At 51.2% G+C, this 25,103-nt stretch carries 19 protein-coding genes and 5 tRNA genes; 14 read left to right on the top strand and 10 right to left on the bottom strand.

Annotation, left to right across the window (positions count from 1 at the left end; translation table 11 throughout):
* Nucleotides 1-66 precede the first annotated feature (66 nt).
* Nucleotides 67-240: a hypothetical protein gene (locus IOQ59_RS12775; RefSeq protein WP_193953762.1), complete on the bottom strand. Its 174-nt coding sequence runs from the start codon at nt 238-240 to the stop codon at nt 67-69.
* A gap of 497 nt (nt 241-737) precedes the next feature.
* Here IOQ59_RS12775 and IOQ59_RS12770 point away from each other — a divergent pair, with 497 nt between their 5' ends.
* Nucleotides 738-2,390, top strand: a complete 1,653-nt coding sequence (locus tag IOQ59_RS12770; RefSeq protein WP_193953761.1) for an AMP-binding protein — start codon at nt 738-740, stop codon at nt 2,388-2,390.
* Between the two features lie 94 nt (nt 2,391-2,484).
* Here the strand turns inward: IOQ59_RS12770 and IOQ59_RS12765 are convergent, their stop codons facing one another.
* The 5 genes from IOQ59_RS12765 to hemA form a co-directional block, all read right to left on the bottom strand.
* The gene (locus IOQ59_RS12765; protein ID WP_228050877.1) at nt 2,485-2,919 is read right to left on the bottom strand and encodes a CoA-binding protein; all 435 of its coding nucleotides are present in this window, start codon (nt 2,917-2,919) and stop codon (nt 2,485-2,487) included.
* On the bottom strand, nt 2,912-3,673 hold the full coding sequence (locus IOQ59_RS12760; RefSeq protein ID WP_193953760.1) for a molybdopterin-synthase adenylyltransferase MoeB: 762 nt from the start codon (nt 3,671-3,673) through the stop codon (nt 2,912-2,914). Before IOQ59_RS12760 ends, IOQ59_RS12765 begins: the two co-directional genes overlap by 8 nt.
* 3 nt (nt 3,674-3,676) lie before the next feature.
* Complete coding sequence (gene prmC / locus IOQ59_RS12755; RefSeq protein ID WP_193953759.1) at nt 3,677-4,513, bottom strand: peptide chain release factor N(5)-glutamine methyltransferase; 837 nt, start codon at nt 4,511-4,513, stop codon at nt 3,677-3,679.
* Between the two features lie 181 nt (nt 4,514-4,694).
* Nucleotides 4,695-5,780, bottom strand: coding sequence for a peptide chain release factor 1 (gene prfA / locus IOQ59_RS12750; protein ID WP_193953758.1), 1,086 nt, complete (start codon nt 5,778-5,780; stop codon nt 4,695-4,697).
* Nucleotides 5,777-7,054, bottom strand: coding sequence for a glutamyl-tRNA reductase (gene hemA, locus IOQ59_RS12745; protein WP_193953757.1), 1,278 nt, complete (start codon nt 7,052-7,054; stop codon nt 5,777-5,779). The genes prfA and hemA overlap by 4 nt, the downstream gene beginning before the upstream one ends.
* A gap of 275 nt (nt 7,055-7,329) precedes the next feature.
* Between hemA and IOQ59_RS12740 the strand changes: the two genes are divergently transcribed.
* The 12 genes from IOQ59_RS12740 to IOQ59_RS12685 all read left to right on the top strand — a co-directional run bounded on the left by IOQ59_RS12740 (nt 7,330) and on the right by IOQ59_RS12685 (nt 16,222).
* Entirely contained in the window at nt 7,330-9,024 is a 1,695-nt protein-coding gene (locus IOQ59_RS12740) for a tetratricopeptide repeat protein (RefSeq protein WP_193953756.1), read from the top strand.
* 3 nt (nt 9,025-9,027) lie between these two features.
* Complete coding sequence (lolB, locus tag IOQ59_RS12735) at nt 9,028-9,633, top strand: lipoprotein insertase outer membrane protein LolB (RefSeq protein WP_193953755.1); 606 nt, start codon at nt 9,028-9,030, stop codon at nt 9,631-9,633.
* 87 nt (nt 9,634-9,720) lie between these two features.
* Nucleotides 9,721-9,795 (top strand) — tRNA-Gln (locus tag IOQ59_RS12730).
* A gap of 64 nt (nt 9,796-9,859) precedes the next feature.
* Nucleotides 9,860-10,801, top strand: coding sequence for a ribose-phosphate pyrophosphokinase (locus IOQ59_RS12725; RefSeq protein ID WP_193953754.1), 942 nt, complete (start codon nt 9,860-9,862; stop codon nt 10,799-10,801).
* Nucleotides 10,802-10,920: 119 nt separating this feature from the next.
* Nucleotides 10,921-11,520, top strand: a complete 600-nt coding sequence (locus tag IOQ59_RS12720; protein WP_193953753.1) for a 50S ribosomal protein L25/general stress protein Ctc — start codon at nt 10,921-10,923, stop codon at nt 11,518-11,520.
* 33 nt (nt 11,521-11,553) lie between these two features.
* Complete coding sequence (gene pth, locus IOQ59_RS12715) at nt 11,554-12,141, top strand: aminoacyl-tRNA hydrolase (RefSeq protein WP_193953752.1); 588 nt, start codon at nt 11,554-11,556, stop codon at nt 12,139-12,141.
* Between the two features lie 14 nt (nt 12,142-12,155).
* On the top strand, nt 12,156-13,247 hold the full coding sequence (gene ychF / locus IOQ59_RS12710; RefSeq protein WP_193953751.1) for a redox-regulated ATPase YchF: 1,092 nt from the start codon (nt 12,156-12,158) through the stop codon (nt 13,245-13,247).
* 224 nt (nt 13,248-13,471) lie between these two features.
* Nucleotides 13,472-13,548: transfer RNA gene (locus IOQ59_RS12705), tRNA-Met, on the top strand.
* Nucleotides 13,549-13,570: 22 nt separating this feature from the next.
* Nucleotides 13,571-13,645: transfer RNA gene (locus IOQ59_RS12700), tRNA-Gln, on the top strand.
* 9 nt (nt 13,646-13,654) lie between these two features.
* Nucleotides 13,655-13,731, top strand: a tRNA-Met gene (locus IOQ59_RS12695).
* Nucleotides 13,732-13,854: 123 nt separating this feature from the next.
* Nucleotides 13,855-13,929: transfer RNA gene (locus IOQ59_RS12690), tRNA-Gln, on the top strand.
* A 160-nt stretch (nt 13,930-14,089) separates the two neighbouring features.
* Complete coding sequence (locus IOQ59_RS12685) at nt 14,090-16,222, top strand: EAL domain-containing response regulator (protein WP_193953750.1); 2,133 nt, start codon at nt 14,090-14,092, stop codon at nt 16,220-16,222.
* Nucleotides 16,223-16,768: 546 nt separating this feature from the next.
* Here IOQ59_RS12685 and serB read toward each other — a convergent pair.
* A complete protein-coding gene (gene serB, locus IOQ59_RS12680; RefSeq protein ID WP_193953749.1) occupies nt 16,769-17,983 on the bottom strand; it encodes a phosphoserine phosphatase SerB in 1,215 nt (404 codons plus the stop codon).
* Nucleotides 17,984-18,089: 106 nt separating this feature from the next.
* Between serB and IOQ59_RS12675 the strand changes: the two genes are divergently transcribed.
* Complete coding sequence (locus tag IOQ59_RS12675; protein WP_193953748.1) at nt 18,090-19,445, top strand: bifunctional DedA family/phosphatase PAP2 family protein; 1,356 nt, start codon at nt 18,090-18,092, stop codon at nt 19,443-19,445.
* Nucleotides 19,446-19,449: 4 nt separating this feature from the next.
* Here IOQ59_RS12675 and rnr read toward each other — a convergent pair whose 3' ends face one another.
* From rnr to secD, 3 genes are all read right to left on the bottom strand, one after another.
* On the bottom strand, nt 19,450-22,107 hold the full coding sequence (gene rnr / locus IOQ59_RS12670) for a ribonuclease R (RefSeq protein ID WP_193953747.1): 2,658 nt from the start codon (nt 22,105-22,107) through the stop codon (nt 19,450-19,452).
* A 164-nt stretch (nt 22,108-22,271) separates the two neighbouring features.
* The gene (secF, locus tag IOQ59_RS12665) at nt 22,272-23,186 is read right to left on the bottom strand and encodes a protein translocase subunit SecF (protein ID WP_193953746.1); all 915 of its coding nucleotides are present in this window, start codon (nt 23,184-23,186) and stop codon (nt 22,272-22,274) included.
* A gap of 13 nt (nt 23,187-23,199) precedes the next feature.
* Nucleotides 23,200-25,053, bottom strand: coding sequence for a protein translocase subunit SecD (gene secD, locus IOQ59_RS12660; protein ID WP_193953745.1), 1,854 nt, complete (start codon nt 25,051-25,053; stop codon nt 23,200-23,202).
* Between the last annotated feature and the right edge of the window lie 50 nt (nt 25,054-25,103).

The raw sequence follows: 25,103 nt of genomic DNA, 5'->3' as shown, positions 1-25,103 counted from the left end.
AATAAACTAGTTTATTGCTTAAACCGTTCTGTCTCCGGGGGCGGCGAGCAGAAAAGTATCTCGTGTTTAGTGGTCGTCCAGCAGACCTTTATCAACAATTCGCCATGTCAACTCACAGGCTTCCAGCCTTTCCAAAAGCGTTGCTTCAATCTCCTCATCGGTCAGTACTGCTTCTAACTCGTTTTTATTTTTCCGGTCGAGTGTAGGCTCCTCCATAGGAGGGTGTTGGTTGCTTCTCATTGTTAACCGCCCTCTGTAATACTTGGTTGGTCATGTCCTTTCTGAAGCTTACCAAGAGGTATTAGCCCCTCTGTTGAGAGGTCTTTTTTATTGTTGGTAAGCGGTCTGGGTGAGACCGCATCTCCTAAAGGCTAGCACTGATCAAAAAAAAGTCACACCTTTTAGTGGGCTTTAATATCCGACTATTCAAATATGAATTATTTGTTACAAATATATTTTTGGTAAGTTATTGAATATTTACATTAACAGATTGATATCTATGAATTTTATTTTTTATTTCTCTTGGTTTTAATACAAGATTTTTTAATTTCTCTGGGCTATTTAGCGAATATTTAAGGCTTACACATGCTTGCTGAGGAGAAATAAACAAACGTTTGATTAGCGGAATTCCTATTCGAATATCCTTGCACATTATTCTCGCTTCTCTCGTCTCAGTGCCATACTAGAATGAGTTCTGTAAGCAACCCAGCAAGCGTACATGGAGTGAGGACAGGGTTATGACGGTTGAACGGGGACACTCTATCCCTGAGGCGATCAATCCTCAGGGCTTTAAAAACGTAACGGATATTGCGGCATGGGCCTGCAGTCAATATGCCGACAAACCAGCGTTTACCAGTCTCGGGCGTACCTTAAGTTTTCAGGAGCTTGACGAGCTGGCAGACGCCTTCGCGGTGTATCTGCAAAGCAATACGAATCTGGAACCGGGCGACCGTATCGCAGTCCAGTTGCCCAACATCGTGCAGTATCCCGTCGTACTGCTTGGGGCAATGCGAGCCGGCCTGGTCGTGGTCAATACCAACCCCCTCTACACCACATCCGAAATGCAGCATCAGTTTTGTGATTCAGGTGCAAAGGCACTGGTTATCCACAAAAGCATGGCCCGCAATGCTGAGCAGATTCTGGATGAGACGGAGATCGAAACGGTCTTTGTTACACAGGTGGGTGATTTGCACAGCTTTCTCAAGCGAGTGCTGATCAATGCGACGGTTAAATACGTTAAAAAAATGGAGCCGCCATTCAATCTGCCTCAGGCGATCCAACTATTTGACGCACTGGATCAGTGCCTCGGGCAGATCCCTGTGCCCGTGGAGATTAATAGTGAAGATATTGCGGTCCTGCAATACACCGGTGGGACCACTGGGGTATCAAAAGGGGCGATGCTGACCCACGCCAATCTCGTCTCCAATGTATTACAGACGAGTGATCGTATTAATGCCGTCGGTGATGGCTGGCAAAATACGGTGATTGCCCCCTTACCCCTATACCATATCTATGCATTCACCCTGGCACAGATTGTTCTGCTGGCAGGTGGACACAGCGTGCTAATTCCCAATCCACGAGATATGCCCGGTTTTATTAAAGAGCTGGGGCATTGGCAGACAAGTACGTTTCTTGGGCTGAATACATTGTTTGTTGGCCTATGTAACCAGCCAGCGTTTGCGGACATCGACTTCAGTCACCTGCGGATGACGGTATCGGGCGGCATGGCGTTAACGCATGCGGCGGCTGAACAATGGGAGCAGGCCACAGGGTGCAGCATTATGGAAGGTTATGGCCTGACCGAAACATCACCGGTTGTCTCGGTGAACCCCTATGGCGGGATACAAGTGGGCACCATAGGGCTGCCACTGCTGGAAACAGAGATTAAAGTGATTGATGCTGACGGTGTCACATTACCCACCGAGCAACCCGGCGAGCTCTGTGTGCGTGGACCGCAGGTCATGAAAGGCTACTGGCACAAGACACATGAAACGGAAGCGGTGTTTACCGCTGATGGCTATCTGCGTACGGGGGATGTCGCCGTGTTGCAACAGGACGGCTATCTGCGGATTGTTGACCGGGCTAAAGATATGATTATCACGTCCGGATTTAACGTATACCCCAGCGAAGTGGAGGACGTGATCTGTGATCATCCGGAAGTTCTGGAGTGTGCGGTCATTGGTGTGCCGGATGCCGTGTGTGGTGAAGCGGTAAAAGCGTTTGTCGTCAGTGCATCAGAAAATCTATCGCAAGAGACGTTGCAGAAGTGGTGCCACAGTCAGTTGACCGGCTACAAAATTCCGAAGAGCGTGGAGTTTTCAGAGGAACTCCCAAAAACGAATGTTGGCAAAGTACTGCGTCGAAAGCTGCGTGAAAATCACCCACAGTGATTGATCATGCCCCATACGCTGAATAGGGATGATCACAATGTGTGTGATCATCCCTATTATTTAGCTTGTTCTTAATCCGCTTTTTGTAACAACCTCACTCAATGCCCAAGCGAGGGATTTCAATCTTTGGGCAGCGGTCCATCACCACGTCCAGCCCCGCGTCACGTGCCCGTTGTGCACCGGCCTCATGAATCACATCCAGCTGTAACCACACCGCTTTCGCCCCAACCTGAATCGCTTCGTCAATCACTGCACCCGCCGCTTCAGAGTTTCGAAATACATCGACCATATCGATCGGCTTTTCAATCTCTGCTAAGGAAGCAACAACCGGTTGGCCTAATATATCGCTACCCGCTTTAAGCGGATTGACCGGAATGACGTCATAGCCCCGTGCCAATAGATAATTCATAACCCGAAAGCTGGCGCGCTCCGGTTTGGGGCTTGCCCCAACCAACGCAATCACTTTGCTTTGGTTGAGCACCTTTATCACAACCTCATCCATCGGGCTCAACAGCTCCACTTCACTCATCAGCTTCCCCTTGGGAACAGATCGGACATGCCTTATCTTTACGTAACTTCAGAGAGCGCCATTCCATCGTACGACCATCAAGAAGTAGCAGTTTCCCAACGAGAGGCTCCCCTACCCCCGCCAGGACTTTCAGTGCTTCCATCGCCTGCACTGACCCCACGATTCCGACCAATGGCGCTAACACACCCGATTCTGAGCAGGTCAGGTTTTCATCATCACCCTGCTTATATAAACATTGGTAACAGGGTGAATCATCTTGCCGAGAATCATAAACGGCAATCTGCCCTTCCATACGGATAGCAGCCCCGGAGACCAGTGGTTTCTTGTGAACAACACACGCCCTGTTCACCGCAAAGCGCGTCGTAAAGTTGTCGGTGCAATCCACCACCAGATCGACCTCAGACACCAGTTTCTCGAGTTCTTCGTCAGAAAGACGGCGATCAATCGCTGTAAATTTTGTATCCGGATTGAGTGCCGACAACGTTGCCTGAGCCGAAGTCACTTTCGGTTCACCAATGCGCTGGGTAGTGTGTACGATTTGTCGTTGCAGATTGGACAGATCAACTTCATCATCATCCACCAGCACCAGTTCGCCAACGCCTGCAGCGGCAAGATACATAGAAACCGGACTACCCAGTCCACCCACGCCAAGAATCAAAACACGGGCATTTAGCCACGCTTCCTGACCGTCGATCTCAACCTCGGGTAACATAATCTGGCGGCTGTACCGCAATAACTGCTCATCACTTAACATTTTCTAACTACCTCTTACCCAACAGCCGAGTGTCACCCGGTCCCGGTCACCCAAATCTTGAATGGTTGCAACGTCGTCATACCCCAGCTGTTCTAACAGCGCACGCACGCGTTGTCCTTGATCGTAACCATGTTCGAACAGCAACCAGCCTCCCCTATTCAGATACTCACGGGCATCACTGGCGATCTTTTCAATATCAGCCATCCCCTGCTTATCAGCAATCAAGGCGCTCAGGGGTTCAAAGCGAACATCCCCCTGCTGCAAATGAGGATCCTGTGGATCGATATAGGGTGGATTGCTAACGATCATATCAAAGCGCCCAACCAGAGGCTCAAACCAACTCCCCTGGACAAAGTCAGCATTGCGGATTTCAAGTCGCTGGCGATTACGTTCCGCCAATACCACTGCGGCATCCACGCGATCACAACCCACCACTTGCCAACCCAAACGCTCAGAGGCCAGAGCCAACGCGATAGCACCCGTGCCGGTTCCCAGATCTGCCACCCGATACGGGCCATTCGCCAACTTATCCAGCGCAACTTCGACCAGCGTCTCTGTTTCGGGCCGAGGAATCAGCGTATCCGCCGTCACTTCCAAATCCAGAGTCCAAAATGCCTGAGATCCGATCAGATGCGCCACCGGCTCACCTTTCAGGCGGCGGGTCAGTAATTGCTCGTAAGCCCGCTGATCAGGTTCTGACACTTCTCTGTCTGACCAGGTAAATAGATAACTGCGAGGGCGCTGCAATACATGGCACAGTAACAACTCAGCATCCAGACGGGACGAATCACTCACCCCTTGCAGACGCTCATGCAGCGCCACGGCCTGTTCGATATTCATTCGATTCCAAAGGTTAAACTAGCTTCAGCCCCATACTACCGCGACATCCACCACCATAGAAGTCGACCTAGGAGCCAATCTTAACGTCGACGATGATTTACAACTGGGTTGCGTCAGAAACAAAACAGCCCCGATACCGCAAAGCATCGAGGCTGTTTTTACAGATCAGCTTGAGCATGAATCAGCTATCGGACAACGCACCTAACTGCTCTGCCTGATACTCGTTCATCAACGGATCAACCACATGCCCAAGATCTCCAGTCATCACTTCCTGCAGCTTATAGAGCGTCAGATTGATCCGGTGATCGGTAACCCGGCCCTGCGGATAGTTGTAAGTCCTGATACGCTCAGAACGGTCACCACTGCCGACCAGACTTTTACGCGTGCTTGCCTGCTCTGCCGCATGGCGTTCCGTTTCAGCGGCCTGCAAGCGGGACGCCAGCAAAGACATCGCCTTCGCGCGGTTCTTATGCTGCGAACGCTCCTCCTGACACTCCACCACCACGCCCGTTGGGATATGGGTCAGACGGATTGCCGAATCGGTCTTGTTGACGTGCTGACCACCGGCCCCCGAGGCACGGAAAGTATCCACTCGCAGATCAGCTTTGTTGATCTCGATCGCCTCAACCTCATCCATTTCGGGCATGACCGCGACCGTACAGGCAGAGGTATGGATACGGCCCTGAGATTCAGTCTCTGGCACACGTTGTACCCGATGTGCACCGGATTCAAACTTCAGACGGGAAAACACATCGGTCCCGACAACACGGCTGATCAATTCCTTATAACCACCATGCTCACCTTCATTGGCGCTTACAATCTCAACGCGCCATCCCTGTGATTCGGCATAGCGGGAGTACATGCGAAACAGGTCACCCGAGAAAATAGCCGCCTCATCGCCGCCGGTACCCGCACGAATCTCCAGAAAGACGTTACGCGCGTCGTTCGGGTCTTTGGGCAACAACAGAATCTGCAGCTCAGTTTCTAGGCTCTCGATCCGCTCTTTCGCATCAGACAGCTCATCTTTCGCCATCTCACGCATATCGGGATCACTGTCTTTCATCATCAGCTCGGCTTCTTCCTGATCGGCCTGCGCTTCATTGTAAGCTTCAAAGCTTTTGACGACTGGCTCCAGCTCGGCATATTCCTTCGAATAGTCACGGAACAGATTCTGATCAGAAATAACGTCGGCATCAGACATCAGCGCAGCAAGCTCTTCGTAGCGATCGCTGAGCTTTTCTAGTTTAGCGAGAATAGACTCTTTCATTTATGGGTATCGTTCTGATCCGTTTCGGAAAGCTGGTACAACTCCTGTACCAGCGACAAAAGCTCAGTACGACCTTCCGCACTGGCTTTACGCATTTGAATGGTTGGCTGATGCAGCATTTTATTCGTCAGGCCACGGGCTAGCTGAGTGATAACCTCCTCCGCTGATTTCCCATTCTTCAACTGACGCAACGCTTTATCCAGTTCCTGATCGCGGGTAATTTCCGCTTGGCTGCGCAGCGAGGTTAATGTATCAACCGCCAGCAAAGAACGAAGCTGACGCATAAAATCATGCGCCCCAACTTCGATAATCTCTTCAGCCTCGCGCGCCGCACTTTCACGACTGCGCTGATTCTCTTCGATCACCTCTTTCAGGTCATCGACGGTGTACAGGTAAACATCATCCAGATCAGCGACCTGAGGCTCGATATCACGCGGTACCGCGATATCCACCATAAAGATCGGTTCATGCTTGCGCTTTTTCAGTGCGCTTTCCACAGCACCTTTACCCAGTATCGGTAACTGACTGGCTGTGGATGCAATGACAATATCAGCGTTGCAGAGCGCATCAGGAATATCACCCAACAAGATAGCGCGCCCGTCGACTTCGTTCGCAAGCGACAATGCACGGTTTAATGTCCGGTTTGCCACCGTAATATCCTGAACACCCGCCTGAGACAGATGCCGGGCCACCAGCTCAATGGTTTCACCCGCGCCGATTAATAACGCCTTACTGCTGCGTAGATCGGAAAAGATATGCTGTGCCAGACTCACCGCCGCGTACGCAACCGATACCGGGTTTTCACCAATCGCCGTATCAGTACGTACCTGCTTTGCAACCGAGAAGGTTTGCTGAAACAGGCGTCCCAGTTCAGCACCCACATGGCCATGTTCCTGCGACAACGCAAAAGATGACTTCAGCTGTCCCAGGATCTGAGGCTCACCTAGTACCAGCGAGTCCAATCCGCTGGCAACACGCATCATGTGACGCGCAGCATCTTCATCCCAGTGAGCATAAGAACAGTCCTGCAGCTGATCGGGGTCCAGATCATGAAATTCCCCGAGCCATTCCAGTAAGGCACGCGTACCTTCCAGCTCAGTGGTGCAATACAGTTCCGTACGATTACAGGTCGAGAGAATAGCGATCTCTTTAAGCGCAGCCGAGCCTCGGGCGCCAGATAGAGCGTCCGCCAATTGTTCGGGAGAAAACGCTACCCGTTCCCTCACCGATACCGGAGCGGTTTTGTGGTTAATACCTAAAGCCAGTAAAGCCATGACGCCCAAAAACTACCTCTGTAACGGAGACGAATACCGCCCTGTAATTTCAATCAAGCGCGCTATGATACAACGCTTTACACAAAAGGTTAAAAATCCCGTCCCTATTTGTTAATCCAAGGCTCAATTAATTGTGTCTTCATTGCTGAACGGTGACAGTCTGTCTACGACTGAACCATCCGCCCACGCGGCAGTCCACAGTCTGTTACACTGACATTCATATAAAGATTCATCTATATTGACCTGAACATACAGGGACGCTGGCTCATCATCACATGAAAATACGCCTCTACGCTCTAATCACTGCATTCGCACTCACTGGTTGCAGTCTGCAAACTATCAAACAGCAGTCTGCAGGCAACGATTCACCGCCTATATATAAGCAGGGTGAGTTCAATCGAGAGTCTGTGTATGAATTGCTGGTTGCTGAACTGGCCGGACAAAAAGGTCAGTTTGAACTGGCGATGGCCAACTATCTGAAGCAGGCTCGCCTGACCCGTGACCCGAATATTGCTGAGCGCGCCACCCGTGTCGCTCAATACCTACGAAACGTCGGAGCTATCACCGAGGCCGCTGAGCTGTGGATCGCTACCGATCCCGAAAACCCAGAACCGTATCAAATATCTGCCAGCATTCTGCTGCACCAAAAGCGCTACGATGAAGCCCTCCCGCTGGTCGACCGAGCACTGGAATATGACCGTCCGCGTATGCTCGCCGTAATCCGTAGCCAGATTCCCGAAATGTCTGCCGACGTATCCACCGGATATCTCAGCTTGTTTGATGAGATGCTCGCCAACAATCCCAACCAGGCCGATCTTCTCGTCACACAAGGCTTGCTGCATAAACAGCAAGGCAACAACAATGCAGCGCTCAACGCGTTTAACACCGCACTACAGGTCAATCGCAACAACGTAGACGCCGTCGCCCAAAAAGCAGAATTGCAACGCCTCCAGGGCGATTTTCGCAATGCGCTGATGACTATTCGCCCAGCACTGAAGTCTCAGCCAGACAACCAGCCACTCCTGATTTTGAAAACACAACTGCTTTTCCAGTCTGGCCAGCTGAAGCAAGGGGTGACTGAAGCCAACCGTATTCTGAAGCAGAATGGACAGGATTATCAGCTTAAGTTCTATCTTGCACTCCTGATGCTGGAAAACAATCAGACTGCCGAAGCAAAGGAACTGTTCGAAGAACTGCGGGGACAGAACGAAAATGATACCCGTCCCCATTTTTACCTTGGAGCCATTGCCCAGCAAAACGGGAAGATCGAACAAGCGATTGCCCATTTCGAAAAAGTTGATGACCCAGCAACCACTTTTCAGGCAATCAGCCGGATCGCCACCCTGCTGGACACACCTGAAGACCGCGAACGCCTCTCCGTGATTGTCAGCGATGTGCGTAAAACTCGCCCAGATCTTGCTCCTCAACTATTTACTCTTCAGGCAGAGTGGCTGAACCTGCACGACTTTTCAGACGAAGCATTGATACTGCTGGAAGAGGCTATTGCACGCTTTGAAAATGACGTCAGCCTGCTTTATACGCGCGCAATGCTGCTGGAAGCGACCGACTTTGATCGGGCAGAAATCGATCTGCGCCGCATCTTGCAAATTGAACCTAATAGTTCGCTGGCATTGAATGCTCTGGGTTACACCCTGACCGTCCATACCGAACGTTACGAAGAAGCGCATCAACTCATCTCCCGGGCGCTAAAAATGCGTCCTGACGATCCAGCCATTATCGATTCAATGGGCTGGGTACTTTTTAAACTGCAACGTTACGATGAAGCCGTCGAATACTTACTACGCGCATATGAAGCGATTCCTGACGGTGAAGTGGCATCACACCTGATTCAGGCCTATTGGGCAAAAGGTGAAAAAGACAAAGCACTGGCGCTTTTGAAGCAAGGACTCAATAAGAGCCCTGACAATAGTCATCTGCAGGAAGCCGCACAGGCGATTGGAGCACAGTAAGTCATGCCGCAGTTTTTACAGGTTGCTCTGCTGGCGACACTTTTAACCCTGACCGGCTGTAGCTCGTTCACTACCAGTGAACAACCCCCAATACCTCAGATCAACAGCTGGAACGATCACCAGCAACAAATGGCACTGCTGACACACTGGGAACTGAGCGGAAAAATTGGTATTCGCTCCCCCCAGGACAATCAATCAGCAAACCTTTTCTGGCAACAGCAAGATCAGAAATATGTCATTGAGATGACGGGCCCCCTGGGGCAGGGAGGCGCACGCATTACCGGGCAGCCAGGTCATATTCAGGTTAGCATCGCAGGTGAAGGCGATTTTCAGGCGGGCTCTCCTGAAGCACTGCTGCAGGACACCCTTGGCTGGAGCGTCCCTGTCGAGCAATTTCAATGGTGGGTACGCGGCCTGCCTGCACCTGACTCCTCCTTTCAACAACAGATGAATAACAACCGCCTCGATGAATTGATGCAGGATGGCTGGCACGTGCGCTATCTGCGCTATAAACAGCACGACATTTATACACTTCCGAGTAAAATTCGACTCAGTCGCGATGCACTCAGTATCACGTTAATCATTAAGGAGTGGACCCCACTTCATTAGCCTTCCCGGTGTTGACTTTCCACAACGCATCTAAGAGAATGTGCGCCTCTTTAAACGGGAGGCTGAATCCTCCATAGAGGAGATTACTGGGGTATCGCCAAGCGGTAAGGCACAGGATTCTGATTCCTGCATGCGGAGGTTCGAATCCTCCTACCCCAGCCAAACACTCATGAACGATTCCCTTTCTGAAAAAAATCCCGATCTAATTACCGAAAAGGTGCACGCTGTGTCCAAGATGATGGTCTTCACCGGCAATGCTAACCCGGAACTCGCTCGCAAAGTTGTTGAGCGTCTGGATATCCCAATGGGTAAAGCAAACGTTGGCCGGTTTAGCGATGGTGAAGTAACTGTTGAGATTCAGGAAAATGTCCGTGGTAAGGACGTCTTCATCATTCAATCCACTTGTGCGCCTACCAACGACAACCTGATGGAACTGATTGTGCTGTCTGATGCGCTGCGTCGTGCATCTGCTTCACGTATCACTGCCGTAATCCCTTACTTCGGTTACGCACGTCAGGATCGTCGCCCACGTTCAGCACGTGTGCCTATTACTGCAAAAGTAGTTGCTGATCTGATGTCCAACATCGGTATCGACCGCGTTCTGACCGTAGACTTGCACGCCGACCAGATTCAGGGCTTCTTCTCTGTACCGGTTGATAACGTATACGGCTCTCCAGTTTTGCTGGATGACATCGTCGATCAGGAATACGAAAATTCCATGATTGTTTCCCCTGACGTGGGCGGCGTAGTCCGTGCCCGCGCAGTAGCGAAACAGCTGGATTGCGATCTGGCAATTATCGACAAACGCCGTGAGCGCGCAAACGAATCTCAGGTAATGAACATTATCGGTGATGTTGAAGGCCGCACCTGCATCCTGGTAGATGACATGTGTGATACAGCCGGCACCTTGTGCAAAGCAGCACAGGCGCTGAAAGACAACGGCGCAGCACGCGTTGTTGCCTACGCTACCCACGCGGTACTGTCTGGCCCGGCTATCGACAACATCAACAACTCCAAGCTGGATGAGCTGGTTGTTTCCGATACTATTCCGCTGAGCAACGCTGCTCAGGACTGCAGCAAGATCCGTCAGCTGACACTGGCACCTATGCTGGCTGAAGCCGTACGTCGTGTTTGCAACGAAGAATCTATCAGCGCCATGTTCCGATAAGGAACGGCACTGACCGCCCTGGATCAAAAGTCCGGAGCATACAAGCCCACTAGGGCATCAATCAGCTGCAAAGCTCTGGTCGCGGAGGTTTGCAGTTTTGCTTATTAAAGGTATTTAAAATGTCTGATTTCGTAATTAACGCTGTAGCGCGCGAAGATGAGGGGAAAGGTGCGAGCCGCCGCCTGCGTCGTGCTGGTCTGGTTCCTGGTATCATTTACGGTGGTGATAAGCGCAAAAAACCTGCTGCTATCTCTATCCCTAACAACGAACTGATCAAAGACATCCAAGATGAAACTTTCTTCTCTTCTATCCTGACTATTAAACTGGATGACAAAGAAGAAAAAGTAATCATCAAAGATCTGCAGCGTCACCCTGCTCGTCCAGAAGTTCTGCACGCAGACTTCCAGCGCATCACCAAAACAACTCAGATCAAGATCGTTGTACCTCTGCAGTTCGCTAACTTCGAAAAATCTGCTGCTGCTAAAGCATCAGCTAAATTCGCAGTTGAGAAGAACACTGTTGAAGTACTGTGTCTGGCTGACAAACTGCCAGAAGCACTGATTGTTGATATGGCTAACGCTGAACTGGGTCAGGTTCTTCACCTGTCCGACATCTCTATGCCAGAAGGTGTTGAGATCGTTGCACTGCGTCGCGGTTCCGACCACGACCAGGGTATCGGTTACGTATACGCTCCACGTGGCGCGAAAGCTGCAGGCTAATTGCCCGCACTATAGCCCGCTAAAGGTACCGGCATGAAGGACAAAATTCAGCTTATCGTAGGCCTGGGAAATCCAGGCGCTCAATACGCTAATACACGCCATAATGCCGGTGCTGAGTTTGTTGAGCAGCTTGCTGCTCAACAACTCACCTCTCTGCAGCCCGACAAGAAATACCACGGGCTCTACGCAAAGACTCAGATAAACGGTCAGGCAGTCCACCTGCTAGTACCCACGACGTTTATGAATCTGAGCGGCCAGTCAGTTTCTTCACTGGCGAACTTCTTCAAAATCCCCCCTGAATCTATATTGGTTGCCCATGACGAGCTGGATCTGCCTCCGGGTGTCGCTCGCTTCAAGAAAGGGGGTGGTCACGGCGGCCACAATGGCTTGCGTGACATCATCAGTAAGTTAGGCAACAACAAGAATTTCTATCGTCTTCGTCTGGGTATTGGTCATCCCGGCCATGCCAGTCAGGTATCTGGCTTTGTCTTAAGCAAAGCACCTGTCAGCGAAAGACAGGCAACAGATGACGCTACACACGAAGCGATTCGCTATCTACCCCAAGCCCTTGATGGCGACTGGGCAAAAGCGATGAATCAACTCCACAGTTTCAAAGGTTAACGGTAGGACTCACCATGGGTTTTAAATGCGGTATCGTCGGTTTGCCCAATGTTGGCAAATCCACCCTGTTCAACGCACTGACCAAAGCAGGCATCGCGGCCGAAAACTACGCGTTCTGCACCATCGAGCCAAACTCAGGCATCGTACCAATGCCAGATCCACGTCTCGATAAACTGGCAGACATTGTTAATCCTCAGCGCGTATTACCTACGACAATGGAGTTTGTAGATATTGCGGGATTGGTTGCCGGCGCCTCTAAAGGTGAAGGTCTGGGCAATAAGTTTCTGGCTAATATTCGTGAAACTGACGCGATTGCACATGTCGTACGCTGCTTCGAAAACGAAGACGTACAGCACGTTGCCAACCGCATCGATCCGCTGGAAGATATCGACATCATCAACACCGAGCTGGCCCTTTCCGACCTGGAGTCGGTTGAGAAGCAGCTACAGCGCGTTCTGCGTGTTGCTAAAAGCGGCGATAAAGATGCCATCAAGCAGAAAGAGATGCTTGAACGCCTGCAAGACCAATTAGGTGCCGGCAATCCAGTTCGTGCAATGGATCTGAACGATGACGAAGCCCAACTGATCAAACAGTTCCATTTGCTGACGGTTAAACCAACCATGTACATCGCTAACGTCGATGAAGATGGATTTGAAAACAACCCTCATCTGGACGCGGTACGCTCACTGGCTGAATCAGAAGGCGCGCAAATCGTCGCTATCTGCAATAAGCTGGAAGCAGAAATTGCCGAACTGGAAGACGAAGAGCGCGACATGTTCCTGGAAGACCTCGGCATGGAAGAAGCAGGTCTGGATCGCGTTATCCGCGCTGGTTACAACCTGCTAGGCCTGCAGACCTATTTTACAGCCGGTGAAAAAGAAGTCCGCGCATGGACTGTCAAAGTTGGTGCAACCGCACCACAGGCGGCTGGCGTTATCCACACCGACTTTGAAAAAGGCTTTATCCGCGCCGAGGTTGTCTCATATGACGACTTTATCGAATACAACGGAGAACAAGGGGCGAAGGACGCTGGACGCTGGCGTCTGGAAGGCAAAGACTACATCGTTAATGATGGCGATGTTGTTCACTTCCGCTTTAACGTCTGATCTTTAGATCCACCTTACCTCTTCCCCCAAAAAAACCGATCCCATCAGGATCGGTTTTTTTATGCCCAAACTGTACAGACCTTAACCACTTTTTAGCCTTTTTTGAGTCTTCTGGGACGCGCTCGAAAAAAGATAAAAAAAAACGCACTTTCCTTTAACTTTTTTGCACACAACCTGTTGACACATAAGCCGAAACAGAGAATAATTCGCGACCTCAACAGCACGGCAATATAGCTCAGTTGGTTAGAGCATCGCATTCATAATGCGAGGGTCGCAGGTTCGAGTCCCGCTATTGCCACCATGTTGTTGAGATTGAGAAATGCAGGGGTATAGCCAAGCGGTAAGGCAACGGGTTTTGATCTCGTCATGCGTTGGTTCGAATCCAGCTACCCCTGCCACTCTATTCAGGCAATATAGCTCAGTTGGTTAGAGCATCGCATTCATAATGCGAGGGTCGCAGGTTCGAGTCCCGCTATTGCCACCATTTCCTCTGATCACCGGTTGAAATGCTTTTAACTAACCTTGTTTAGTTAGCCTGTCTGAATAGACGATAAATCAGGTTCTGCTACGAGAACCAGCAAAGACATTCGTGTTTGCACTACATTGTTGGGGTATCGCCAAGCGGTAAGGCACAGGATTCTGATTCCTGCATGCGGAGGTTCGAATCCTCCTACCCCAGCCACTCTCCTATTTATTCTAGTAAAAAACACCTAAGTGTTTCCCCTCAGTTAAAGTTTGTCTTATATCAAAGACTGATCAAAATATGTCCTGACTTTCATTTCCAAACCCTTTAAACTTGACCGCCTAAACAAGGACTGAAAGCCAGCGCCCGGGGATAGCGCATGACCCAATCACCTTCATTTGCAACCAAAGCGGTCTTAGACCAGCTCTCGACACGGCGGCGTCAGAGATTGAGAAAGAACGTACAGCTAATGTTTCTGGGAATGTCTGCAGAAGAGACAGACCCGATCATTCGGCTTTTGCGCGCCTCTCGGCTGGCTCCTCGTGGACATCTGGTATCAACTGAACAGGAATTCCTGGATGCGCTAAGCGAGCGTTCCTGGGATGTTATTCTGTTTACCACCAACCAGAGCGCTTTCAGTGGCAAGAATGCGATGCATCATCTGCGTCGCCTTGATAAAGATATCCCCCTTATTCAGCTGGTACCCAACTCTGACAGCCATTATCTGCTTCAAGGCTTGAAGAACAACATTCAGGCCGTCGTACCGCTGGAAGAAAAAGAGCTGCTGATGCTGGCGATTCGGCGCGAGCTCGAACATCTGGAAAGCCGCCGCAAACTGCGCCAGACAGAATCATCGCTTTCCGATGCAGAAAAACAGTACGAATCCCTATTAGAAAGCTCTACCCACGCAATCGCTTGCTGTGATGGTGATACCATCCTGTTCGCTAACCAAAGCATAGCCACGTTACTGGGTTTCGAATCCCCCGAAACACTGCTTGGTACATCCCTCTCTCTCTGCTTTAGCCAGAGCCATAAAGAGGAGCTGCAAGAGCAGCTTCAGATGATGCAACAGGAAAACCTGCGCAACGCGAGCTTACAGCTAACTGCCGTACGCGCAGATGAAACCGAATTCGATACCAACCTCGCTTTGCGCCCCGCGCGTTATAACAACAGCGCATGCATTCAAATTACTCTGAGTGCTGAACGCAAAGAAGAAGAACAGGTACTGCAGGACAAACTTGATTTGGTGTCCGGCCTGTATAATCTGGATTACTTCAATAACGAGCTGGACGAAACACTGCAGCGCGCGATGGAAGGTGGTGCCGACTGTAATCTGCTGTATATCAGCCTGGATAACTACCTTGAGATTCGCTCTGACATCGGCATAGAAGGCTGCGATCAGGTGGTTCGTGATATCTCCACATTGCTGAAGAAACACGTTAACAAGGCACACTTACTCGCTCGCCCAGAAGAAGACAGCTTTGCGGTCATTTATCACGACCCAAATCCGGACAAAGCAACGACGCTGGCGAGCAAACTGTGCAAAGCCATTTCAGGCAATATATCTGAATCCAGCAGCACCACGATTCAGACGACCTGCTCTATTGGTGTAACCACCATCAGTGATAACACACCGACCCGTAAAGTTATTCTGGAACGCGCACGCGGAGCAGCAGACAGTATCCGTGCCGACAATCAACGCGGCAATGGCGTCAAGCTATACGAATCGGTCGAGAGCAATACCGATGAATCCGCGGATCAGGTCTTCATGCTGGAAGATGCTATTCAGCAGAAAAATATGAAACTGCTGTTCCAGCCGATCGTGGCACTGAACAGCCAGGACATCACCGACCACCACTACGAAACCTTCCTGCGACTGATTGGCGAGAAAGGCGAAGAGATCTCTCCGAATAACTTCCTAGACACGCTGGATCAGGCAGACATCAGTATCAAGGTAGATCGCTGGGTTATTAAAGAGACCATGCTGAATATGCAGCGTGAATTCCGCCGTAAGCAGCGTAACCGCGTCTTTATCAATTTATCCAGCCGCACCCTACGGGATAGAAAAACGCTGCTGTGGCTGTCTGAGTTGCTTCGCAAGGCGGGTTTGCCTGCCAACTATCTGGTATTCCAGATCAGCGAAAACGATGCGTCTTCCTACTTGAAGCACGCTAAGTTCTTTGCCGATACATTGCGGAAGCTTCATTGCCAGATCTGTATCAAACATTTCGGCAGCTCTATCAATTCGGAGTTGGTACTGAAGCAAGTTAATCCGGACTACGTAAAACTGGATGGCAGCTACATCCAGGAATTGAACGAAGCTGGCGCAGACAGCAAAGATGTTCTCAAATTGCTGCACACCTTAAAAGTACAGAAGAAAGTCACGATTGCACCTCTGGTTGAAGGTACGCGTGTAATGGGTACTCTCTGGAAAGCGGGCGTAGACTTCGTGCAGGGCAATTACTTGCAGCCGCCAAAAGATGCAATGGATTACGACTTCTTCGATAGCTGATATTTGATATAGCTATATGCAAATAGCCAATTGATATATAAAAATTCAATGGCTATACTGAAATTCAGGCTGTGTCACTACAGGCTGTTGATTGCTTTCTATTCCAAAGTTAGTCACTGACTTGGAGACTACATTTCCTCGTAAGGTCGTCCTTACGGGGATTTTTTATGCCTGCTGTCCCATCCTCATCCCCTATTTCGCGCAACTCACGTTAGCCAGACTATACTTCCATCAGCGTTTAAACATTTTTTTTGCATAGATCCGATGGAATTCAAATGATTAGCTTTCTCGATCAAACGAGCCGCCTGTTGATTGTTCTTTGCCTGGCGTTTATTGGAGAGTCTCTGATATTTTTGGAGGGCGGGAATTTCCAGCAGCTACAGAACTCTTTACTGGTTCTACTGCTGGTTGTAGGAACGCGCCTTTATACCAAGCCATTGATTAAGGCTCGACAGGCAATACGCATAAAAAAACCCTTCTGAATCCACCAACATAGCGATACAGAAGGGTTTCTTCAATCCGACGGGGTTCACCCCTATCGTATAGTTATTTCAGCGCGTCACGGTCACGGAAACCAATTAGGTACAGAATACCATCCAGACCCAAGGTAGAAATCGCCTGCTTAGCGCTTTCCCGCACTAACGGCTTGGCACGGAAAGCGATACCCAAACCTGCAATAGACAGCATCGGCAGATCGTTTGCACCATCACCGACAGCAATCGTCTGCTCCAGACGAACACCCTCTTTCTCCGCGATTTCACGCAACAGCTCAGCCTTTCGCTCGCCGTTAACGATCGTACCTTTCACTTCACCGGTGACTTTTCCGTCAACGATATCCAGCTCATTGGCATAGACATAATCAAACCCGAGCTTCTCCTGCAAGTGATGGCCAAAATACGTAAAGCCACCGGACAAAATAGCCGTCTTAAAGCCCAACCCTTTGAGGTTAGACACCAGCTCTTCAACCCCTTCGGTCATTGGCAAACGCTCAGCCACATCCTGCAACACGGATGCATCCAAACCTTTTAGCAAGCCCACACGACGACGGAAGCTTTCGTTGAAGTCGATCTCGCCACGCATGGCTGATTCGGTAATCTCGATAACCTGATCACCCACACCCGCTTCGATCGCCAACTCATCGATCACCTCCGCTTCAATCAGCGTCGAGTCCATATCAAAGACCACCAGGCGGCGATTCCGACGGAAGATATTGTCTTCCTGAAAGGCGATATCAACATCCAGATCACTGGCCGCTTTCAGGAATTCAGCACGCAATGCACCCGCATCATGCGGCGCCCCTCGCACAGAAAACTCGACGCAGGCTTTTGTCTGATCTACTGCCTCTTCCAGAGAGATACGTCCTGACAAGCGGCTGATATTATCGATATTCAGACCATGACTGGCCGCAATACGGGTCACACAACCGATATGGTCTGCGGTGATCTTACGTGCCAGCAAGGTGATGATGTGACGGGACTTACCCTGACCCACAACCCAGCCTTCGTATTCACCTTCATCAACCGGCTGAAAACGAATGTTCATGTTAAGTTCGTGTGCTTTAAACAACACATCACGCAGAAGCGGAGAAGATTCAGCTTCTTTAGGTACTTCGATAAGAATGCCCAGCGACAAAGTGTTGTGGATGACAGCCTGACCAATATCGAGGACATTGATACTGTAGTCCGCCAGAATATTGGTGATCGCTGAAGTAACACCCGGTTTATCATCACCGGAAATTGTGAGCAGAATGATCTCTTTCATCAAAAAGTGTTCCGTAGCCGGTCGGTTTCGGCGCAAATTATAACAGAGCTGAACAAATTCATATCTATGATTACAGTAATAAGGTTACAACATCAGGACGACCTCATTGGATGATCTGATCAGCTGGATAAACAGCTACGCCACCCAGAGTATTTTTATCGCCACCGCTCTATTAGCTTTGCTCGAATCACTCGCGTTTGTCGGCATTCTGGTGCCCGGCGTGGCGATATTGGCAACAATCAGCTGGCTAGCCGGACAACAGGCGCTCTCCCTTCCTCTGTTACTGCTGAGCGGCTTTTTAGGTGCGGTGGCAGGTGATTGGATCAGCTATATACTGGGGCGCTATGCCAGCCATTGGATCGCCTCACTCAAAATCATGCAACGACACCCCAACTGGATTGCAGAGGGTGAACGTTTTTTTGCACGTTACGGTGGTCTCAGCATCTTTCTGGGCCGCTTTATCGGACCGATCCGGGCGGTGATCCCGTTTATTGCCGGAAGTTGCGCGATGCCTCCCGCACGTTTTCTGGTGTTTAATCTGCTTTCAGCAGCGTTCTGGGCGCCGGTATACCTTATCCCCGCATATTGGCTGGGCCAGCAGGCAGAAGAACTCAAGATGGGTTGGAATATCTGGCTGCAACTAGTCGCACTGGTCGTGTTTATTGGTGTCCTGTTTCACGCTATACACCACCAACTGACACCGGGAAAGCATGTCTACCGCTGGCTGCATCCATTCGCTACTGGTGCCAAAGATCTGTTACGAACCTATGTCTTTATTGTACTGACGACCCTGCTGCTGATCCTCTGCATCACCTTTCGACAGCTCACCGGTGTCTCTCCACTTGAGTTGGAGGTATACAACCAGCTTCATCCATCACCCGAATACCTACACGTGTACGCAGTGTTCGCAACACTCCTCGGTGATGGTATCTATCTGATTGTCGGCAGCCTACTAACCGCGATACTGCTGAGCGTCCACACGCGTGCCCGAACGGCTGTCATGTTCCTGCTACTAATGCTGGGCGTCTTACTACTCAATGTTGCCATTAAACACAGCCTAGGCTGGCCACGTCCGGAACTGGGACAGCTACTGTATGACAGCGACAGCTTCCCCAGCGGACACGCCTCCAGTGCCGCCACTCTGCTGGCAAGCTGGGCGGTGCTTTTTGCACACGGCTGCTGCGCAACCCTCAAACGCCGTATCTATCTGGCGTTTATGCTGCCCATAGTATCCGTGGCACTGTCGCGGGTTATACTCGGCGTGCATTGGCCATTAGATGTGATTGCCGGTCTTGCGGAGGGGTTGCTGCTTGCAGCCATCTTGCGCTGGTATTTGGGAAGGTCGAAAGAAATGCCCCTGCCAACGGTTTTTCGACGCTGGCTGGGGATGGGGATTTTACTACTGACAGTGGGATATGCAGCCCTGAAAGGGACTGCGGCTCTCAGCTTCTACACGCACTAAAACCTTAACGTGCAGTTTTCTTAACACTTCGCTTGGTCGGTTTCTTTGCGCCACCTGCAGCCACCCGACTGCCTGGAGACTTTCTACTGGTTTTGGTTTTAGCTTTGCGCTTAATCGACTTCTTACTTTTGCCTTTGGCTTTTGGTGATAACTCAGCCAACTCTCGCTCTGCGGACGAAAGTTTTGCCAGGCGCTCATCCTTCTTCGCCGCAGACGCCTGCTTACGACGCGGGTTGTGTGGATCAGCCGCCTTGGCCTTACGCGTCACCGGGCGTTTGCGTGGCTTCTTACTGTTGTCCCACTCTTCCTTGCGCCCGACATGTTCTTTTTCGCCACCTTTAGATTTAAAGCCGACCTCCGAAGGTGCGCTGATTTTACCTTCCGCCAACAACTGGCGCTTCTTCACCTTCTCACGCTTCTCGATGGTTTTTACCAGCTCGAAATCGATCTTACGTTCATCCAGATCAACCCGTACAACCTGCACCCGTAAGCGATCACCCAGACGGAAATTCTTGCGGGTCCGCTCGCCAACTAAGCGTTGTTTCGCCGCATCAAAGTTGTAATAGTCCCCCGGCAAGGCGGTGACATGGATCAGCCCCTCAACAAAGACATCTTCCAGCTCAACAAAGACACCAAAACCCGTCACAGCCGAGATCACGCCATCGAACTCTTCGCCGACCTGATCCTGCATGTACTCGCACTTCAACCACGCCACTACATCACGGGTAGCATCATCGGCACGACGCTCGGTCATCGAACAGTGTTCACCCAGCTGCAGCATCTGCTCCATGCTGTAACCGTATTGGAAATCCATATTCAATGAGAACTCATCCGGACGACCAATCGCCCGATCCTCTTTGGACGAGTGGATCATGGCGCGGATCGCACGGTGCACCATCAGGTCCGGGTAACGGCGGATCGGCGACGTAAAGTGGGTATACGCGGTGTACGCCAGACCGAAGTGACCTTTGTTGTCCGGACTATAAACCGCCTGACGCATAGAACGTAGCATCATGGTCTGGATCACATGACGGTCCGGACGCCCTTCAATCTGCTCTGCCAACAACTGATAGTCGCTCGGTGACGGCTCTTCACCACCGCCCAGGTTCAAGCCCAGCTCACCCAAGTACGCGCGCAAACTAGTCAGTTTCTGCTCTTTTGGCCCTTCGTGCACACGATACAGAGACGGGACTTTCAACTTGCTCAGGAAGCGTGCGGTCGCAACATTCGCGCAGAGCATGCACTCTTCAATCAGCTTGTGGGCATCGTTGCGGGTGACCGGCACAATCTTTTCAATCTTGCGCTCTTCACCAAACAAAATACGGGTTTCAGTGGTTTCAAAATCGATGGCACCACGAGTGTCACGTGCAGCGCGCAAGCCGTGGTAAAGACTGTGCAGCGATTCCAGATGCGGCACCACCTCACTGTATTCAGTCCGTAAGCGCTGCCCCTCATCACTCTCTGCTTCCATCAGCATCTTGCCAACTTTGGTGTAGGTCAGGCGTGCATGAGACTGGATCACCGCTTCATAGAATTTGTAACCGGACAGGTTACCCGACTCACTGATGGTCATCTCACACACCATAGCCAGACGGTCAACATGCGGGTTCAGTGAGCACAAACCGTTGGATAACAGCTCCGGCAACATCGGCACCACAAATTCCGGGAAATACACCGAGTTGCCGCGGTTGTGACCTTCGATATCCAGCGCACTGTTCGGACGCACATACCAGGACACGTCCGCAATCGCGACCCATAGACGCCAGCCACCGGAACGCTTCTTCTCCGCATAAACCGCATCATCAAAGTCTTTGGCATCTTCACCATCGATGGTCACCAGCGGCAACGCCCGCAGATCCACACGATTGGATTTTGCTCTCTCTTCCACCTCAGCGGTCAGATCACCGATCTCCTGGCGCACATCATCGGGCCACTCGTCCGGCACATCGTAGTTTGCGATGGCGACCTTGATCTCCATACCCGGTGCCATATGGTCGCCCAACACTTCGGTCACATGCGCCTGAGGCATCTGACGCTTGCCCGGCTGGCGAAATAACTCCACCACCACCAACTGCTGGTCTTTATACTTCAGCGGGTTTTCCGGATTAGGAACAATCAGGACTTTTTGCGTCACACGCTGATTTTCCGGGACCAGCTCACCGAACCCTTTCTCACCGGTAAAGCGCCCCACCAGTTTGCGGGTACAGTGCTCCAGCACTTCGACAATTTTGCCTTCTCGACGACCTTTCTGATCAACGCCGACTTCCTGAACTAACACGCGATCGCCATCAAACACTTTGCGCATTTCACGCGGTGTCAGGAACAGATCTTCACCACCCTCATCCGGCTTCGTAAAACCAAACCCATCACGATGACCAATGACGCGACCCGGAATCAGCGCCATGCGCTTGATCAGACAGAACTCATTCTTACGGTTGCTCATCAACTGACCATCACGGCACATCGCCTTCAGACGGTGCATCAGCGGATCAGCCGTGGCGGCATCATAGATCTCCAGCTCGCGGCAGAGATGTTTATGACTGATCGGCGCATTCCAGTGATCCATAAATTCCATAATGAACGCGCGACTTGGAATCGCAGTACCGTATTTCTCTGCCTCAGCGGCTGCCTGAGGGTCTTTTTCGATCCAGTTATTACCCATGCGGAGAGTTTGGCCTTTATCTATTCAAATCTATTTAGTTGAGTCTAACTCATGTCGTGCTTTCTATCTTCATTTCAGGGACTTAGCATGCCGTTAAAGGGCCCCAAAAACGAAAAAAGCCAGCGGTTAGCTGGCTTTTGAAAGACATTTATGGAGAAGCAGGCTTATGGACGCTCGTCCACTTCCTCTTCTTTCTCCGGTGGCATCAGGTCTTCCTTACAGATATTCATCATCAACAGCACGTTTGCCGCCACATAGATGGAGGAGTATGTACCAATCACCACACCCACCAGCAACGCAATCGCAAAGCCATGAATCATCTCACCACCAAAGACCGCCAGTGCAACCAGCACCAACATGGTGGTCAAGGAAGTTACCAACGTACGTCCCAGCGTCTGACTCAGGGAGATATTCATAATCTCCGTCGACGTGCCTTTACGGACCTTTCGGAAGTTCTCACGGATCCGGTCTGCCACAACGATGGTATCGTTGAGCGAGTAACCGATCACCGCCAGAATCGCCGCCAGTACGGTCAGATCAAAGTCCAGCTGCAGTACCGAGAAGAAACCCAGTACGATCAGCACGTCGTGCGCCAGTGCCGACACAGCGCCTACTGAGAATTTGAACTGGAAACGGAAGGCTACGTACACCATGATCATGAACAGTGCCAGCAGCATGCCCATACCACCCTGCTCACGCAGCTCCTCACCCACCTGAGCACCAACAAACTCGTTACGGCGCAAGGTCAGTTCCTGAGCTTCACCGTCCTGCAGCGCAGCAACCACTTTATCACCCAGTTTCGGGTCGTGGTCCTGCCCCAGACGGATCAGGATATCGGTCGGCGAACCAAAGGTCTGCACAACCGCATCGTTGTAACCAGCAGACTCCAACTGGCCACGGATATGATTCAGATCCGCTGGCTGTTCGTAGCCAACTTCCACCAGACTACCGCCGGTAAAGTCGAGGCCCAGTTTCAGGCCATTCACCGCCAGAGAGCCGATGGAGATCAGCAGCAGGACTGCCGAGAACACTGTCGCAATCTTGCGCAGGCCCATGAAGTTATAAAGCTTATTCGTCATCTCACGTGCTCCCTTAGATCGACAGCTTCTTAAGCTGACGACCACCGTAGGTCAGGTTAACCAGAGAACGGCTCACAATGATCGCCGTAAACATGGAGGTCACGATACCCACGGACAGCGTGATCGCGAAACCTTTCACCGGACCGGTACCCATCGCAAACAGGATAATGGCAGCCAGCAAAGTGGTGATGTTGGCATCAAAAATAGTGGTAAATGCGCGTTCGAAACCCGCATGGATCGCCGATTGCGGCGGCAAACCGTTGGCCAGCTCCTCTTTGATACGCGAGAAGATCAGCACGTTGGCGTCCACCGCCATACCGACTGTCAATACGATACCCGCGATACCCGGCAGGGTCAGCGTCGCCGATAGCATCGACATCACCGCCACCAGCAGCACCAGGTTGAGCGTCAGCGCAACGTTCGCCAGCAAACCAAAGACGCGGTAGTACAGCACCATGAAAACCAGCACCAGTGCAAAGCCGATCTGCACAGAGGTCAGACCCAGCTCAATGTTCTCAGCACCCAGGCTTGGACCGACCGTACGCTCTTCCACGAAGTAGATTGGCGCAGCCAGTGCACCGGCGCGCAGCAACAGGGCCAGCTCAGAGGACTCGCCTGCGCCGTCCAGACCGGTAATACGGAACTGGTTACCCAGTACAGACTGGATGGTTGCCAGAGAAATAATGTTCTTCTCCTGGTAACGTACCTTGCTGGTCACCGTTTCGCCATCAACCTTCTTAACCACCGTGCGCTCTTTGTCTTCTACAAACAACACAGCCATACGGCGTTTCACCGCATTACGGGTGGTACGGTTCATCAGCTCACCGCCCTGGCTATCCAGAGTGATGTTAACTTGCGGCTGGCCGTTTTCGTCGAAGCTCGCCTGTGCGTTCGCAACATTATCACCCTTGATGATAATCGCTTTCTCAAGCGTGGCTTTTCGACCCTCTTCGCTACGGAACTCATAGGTTTCCGTCGTAGCAGAAGACGCAGTTGTCTTCGCTTCCAGACGGAATTCCAGCGTGGCTGTTTTACCGATAATTTTCTTCGCGGCTGCCGTATCCTGAATACCCGGCAACTGCACTACGATACGGTTACGACCCTGACGCTGAACCAGCGGCTCAGCCACACCCAGCTCGTTTACTCGATTTCGCAGCGTTGTAAGGTTCTGCTTCAGCGCGTAGTCTTCGATCTCACGGATCTTAGCTTCAGACAGGTTTACAACCACATAGAATGCATTGTCGCGGTCATCGGCGCTGATCAGGAAGCCCTGGTACTCTTTACGCAGGAAACTCAGTGCATTGTCGCGGGTTTCGAGCTTGGTGAATTTCACCGCCAGGCTGCCATCTTCCTGTGTCGTTACACTGCGGTAACGTAGCTTTTCTTCACGCAGCTTACGCTTGATGTCAGAGTTGTAGTTTTCCAGCTTCTGCGCCACAGCGGTTGGCAGATCAACTTCCAACAGGAAGTGCACACCACCACGCAGGTCGAGACCCAGCTTCATCGGACCGGCACCAATAGAGGTCAACCAATCAGGGGTCGTCGGTGCCAGGTTAAGTGCGGCGATGTAGTTGTCACCCAAAATGCTGGATACCAGCACTTTAGCCTTGAGCTGCGTTTCACCATCAGGGAAACGGATCAGGCCATTACGGGCAGTCAACTCAGAAGATTTGATTTCGATACCCTCTTTTTTCAGGGCATCAGTTACACGGTCCAGCAAACGCTGATCCACCGTGTAGATATCACGGGTACCTGTCACCTGAATGGCGTGGTCATCCGGATAGAGGTTTGGCGCGGCATATAGCGCACCCAGTGCCAGCACAAAAATGACCAGCAGGTTTTTCCAGAGGGGGTATCGGTTGAGCATAGTGCCCTGTCCCTATCAGATACAAAAACGCCACTGTGTCAGTGGCGTTT

This window comes from Pontibacterium sinense (assembly GCF_015209595.1).
GTDB classification, from domain to species: domain Bacteria; phylum Pseudomonadota; class Gammaproteobacteria; order Pseudomonadales; family Balneatricaceae; genus Pontibacterium; species Pontibacterium sinense.
This window is presented reverse-complemented; position numbering and strand designations above follow the sequence as displayed.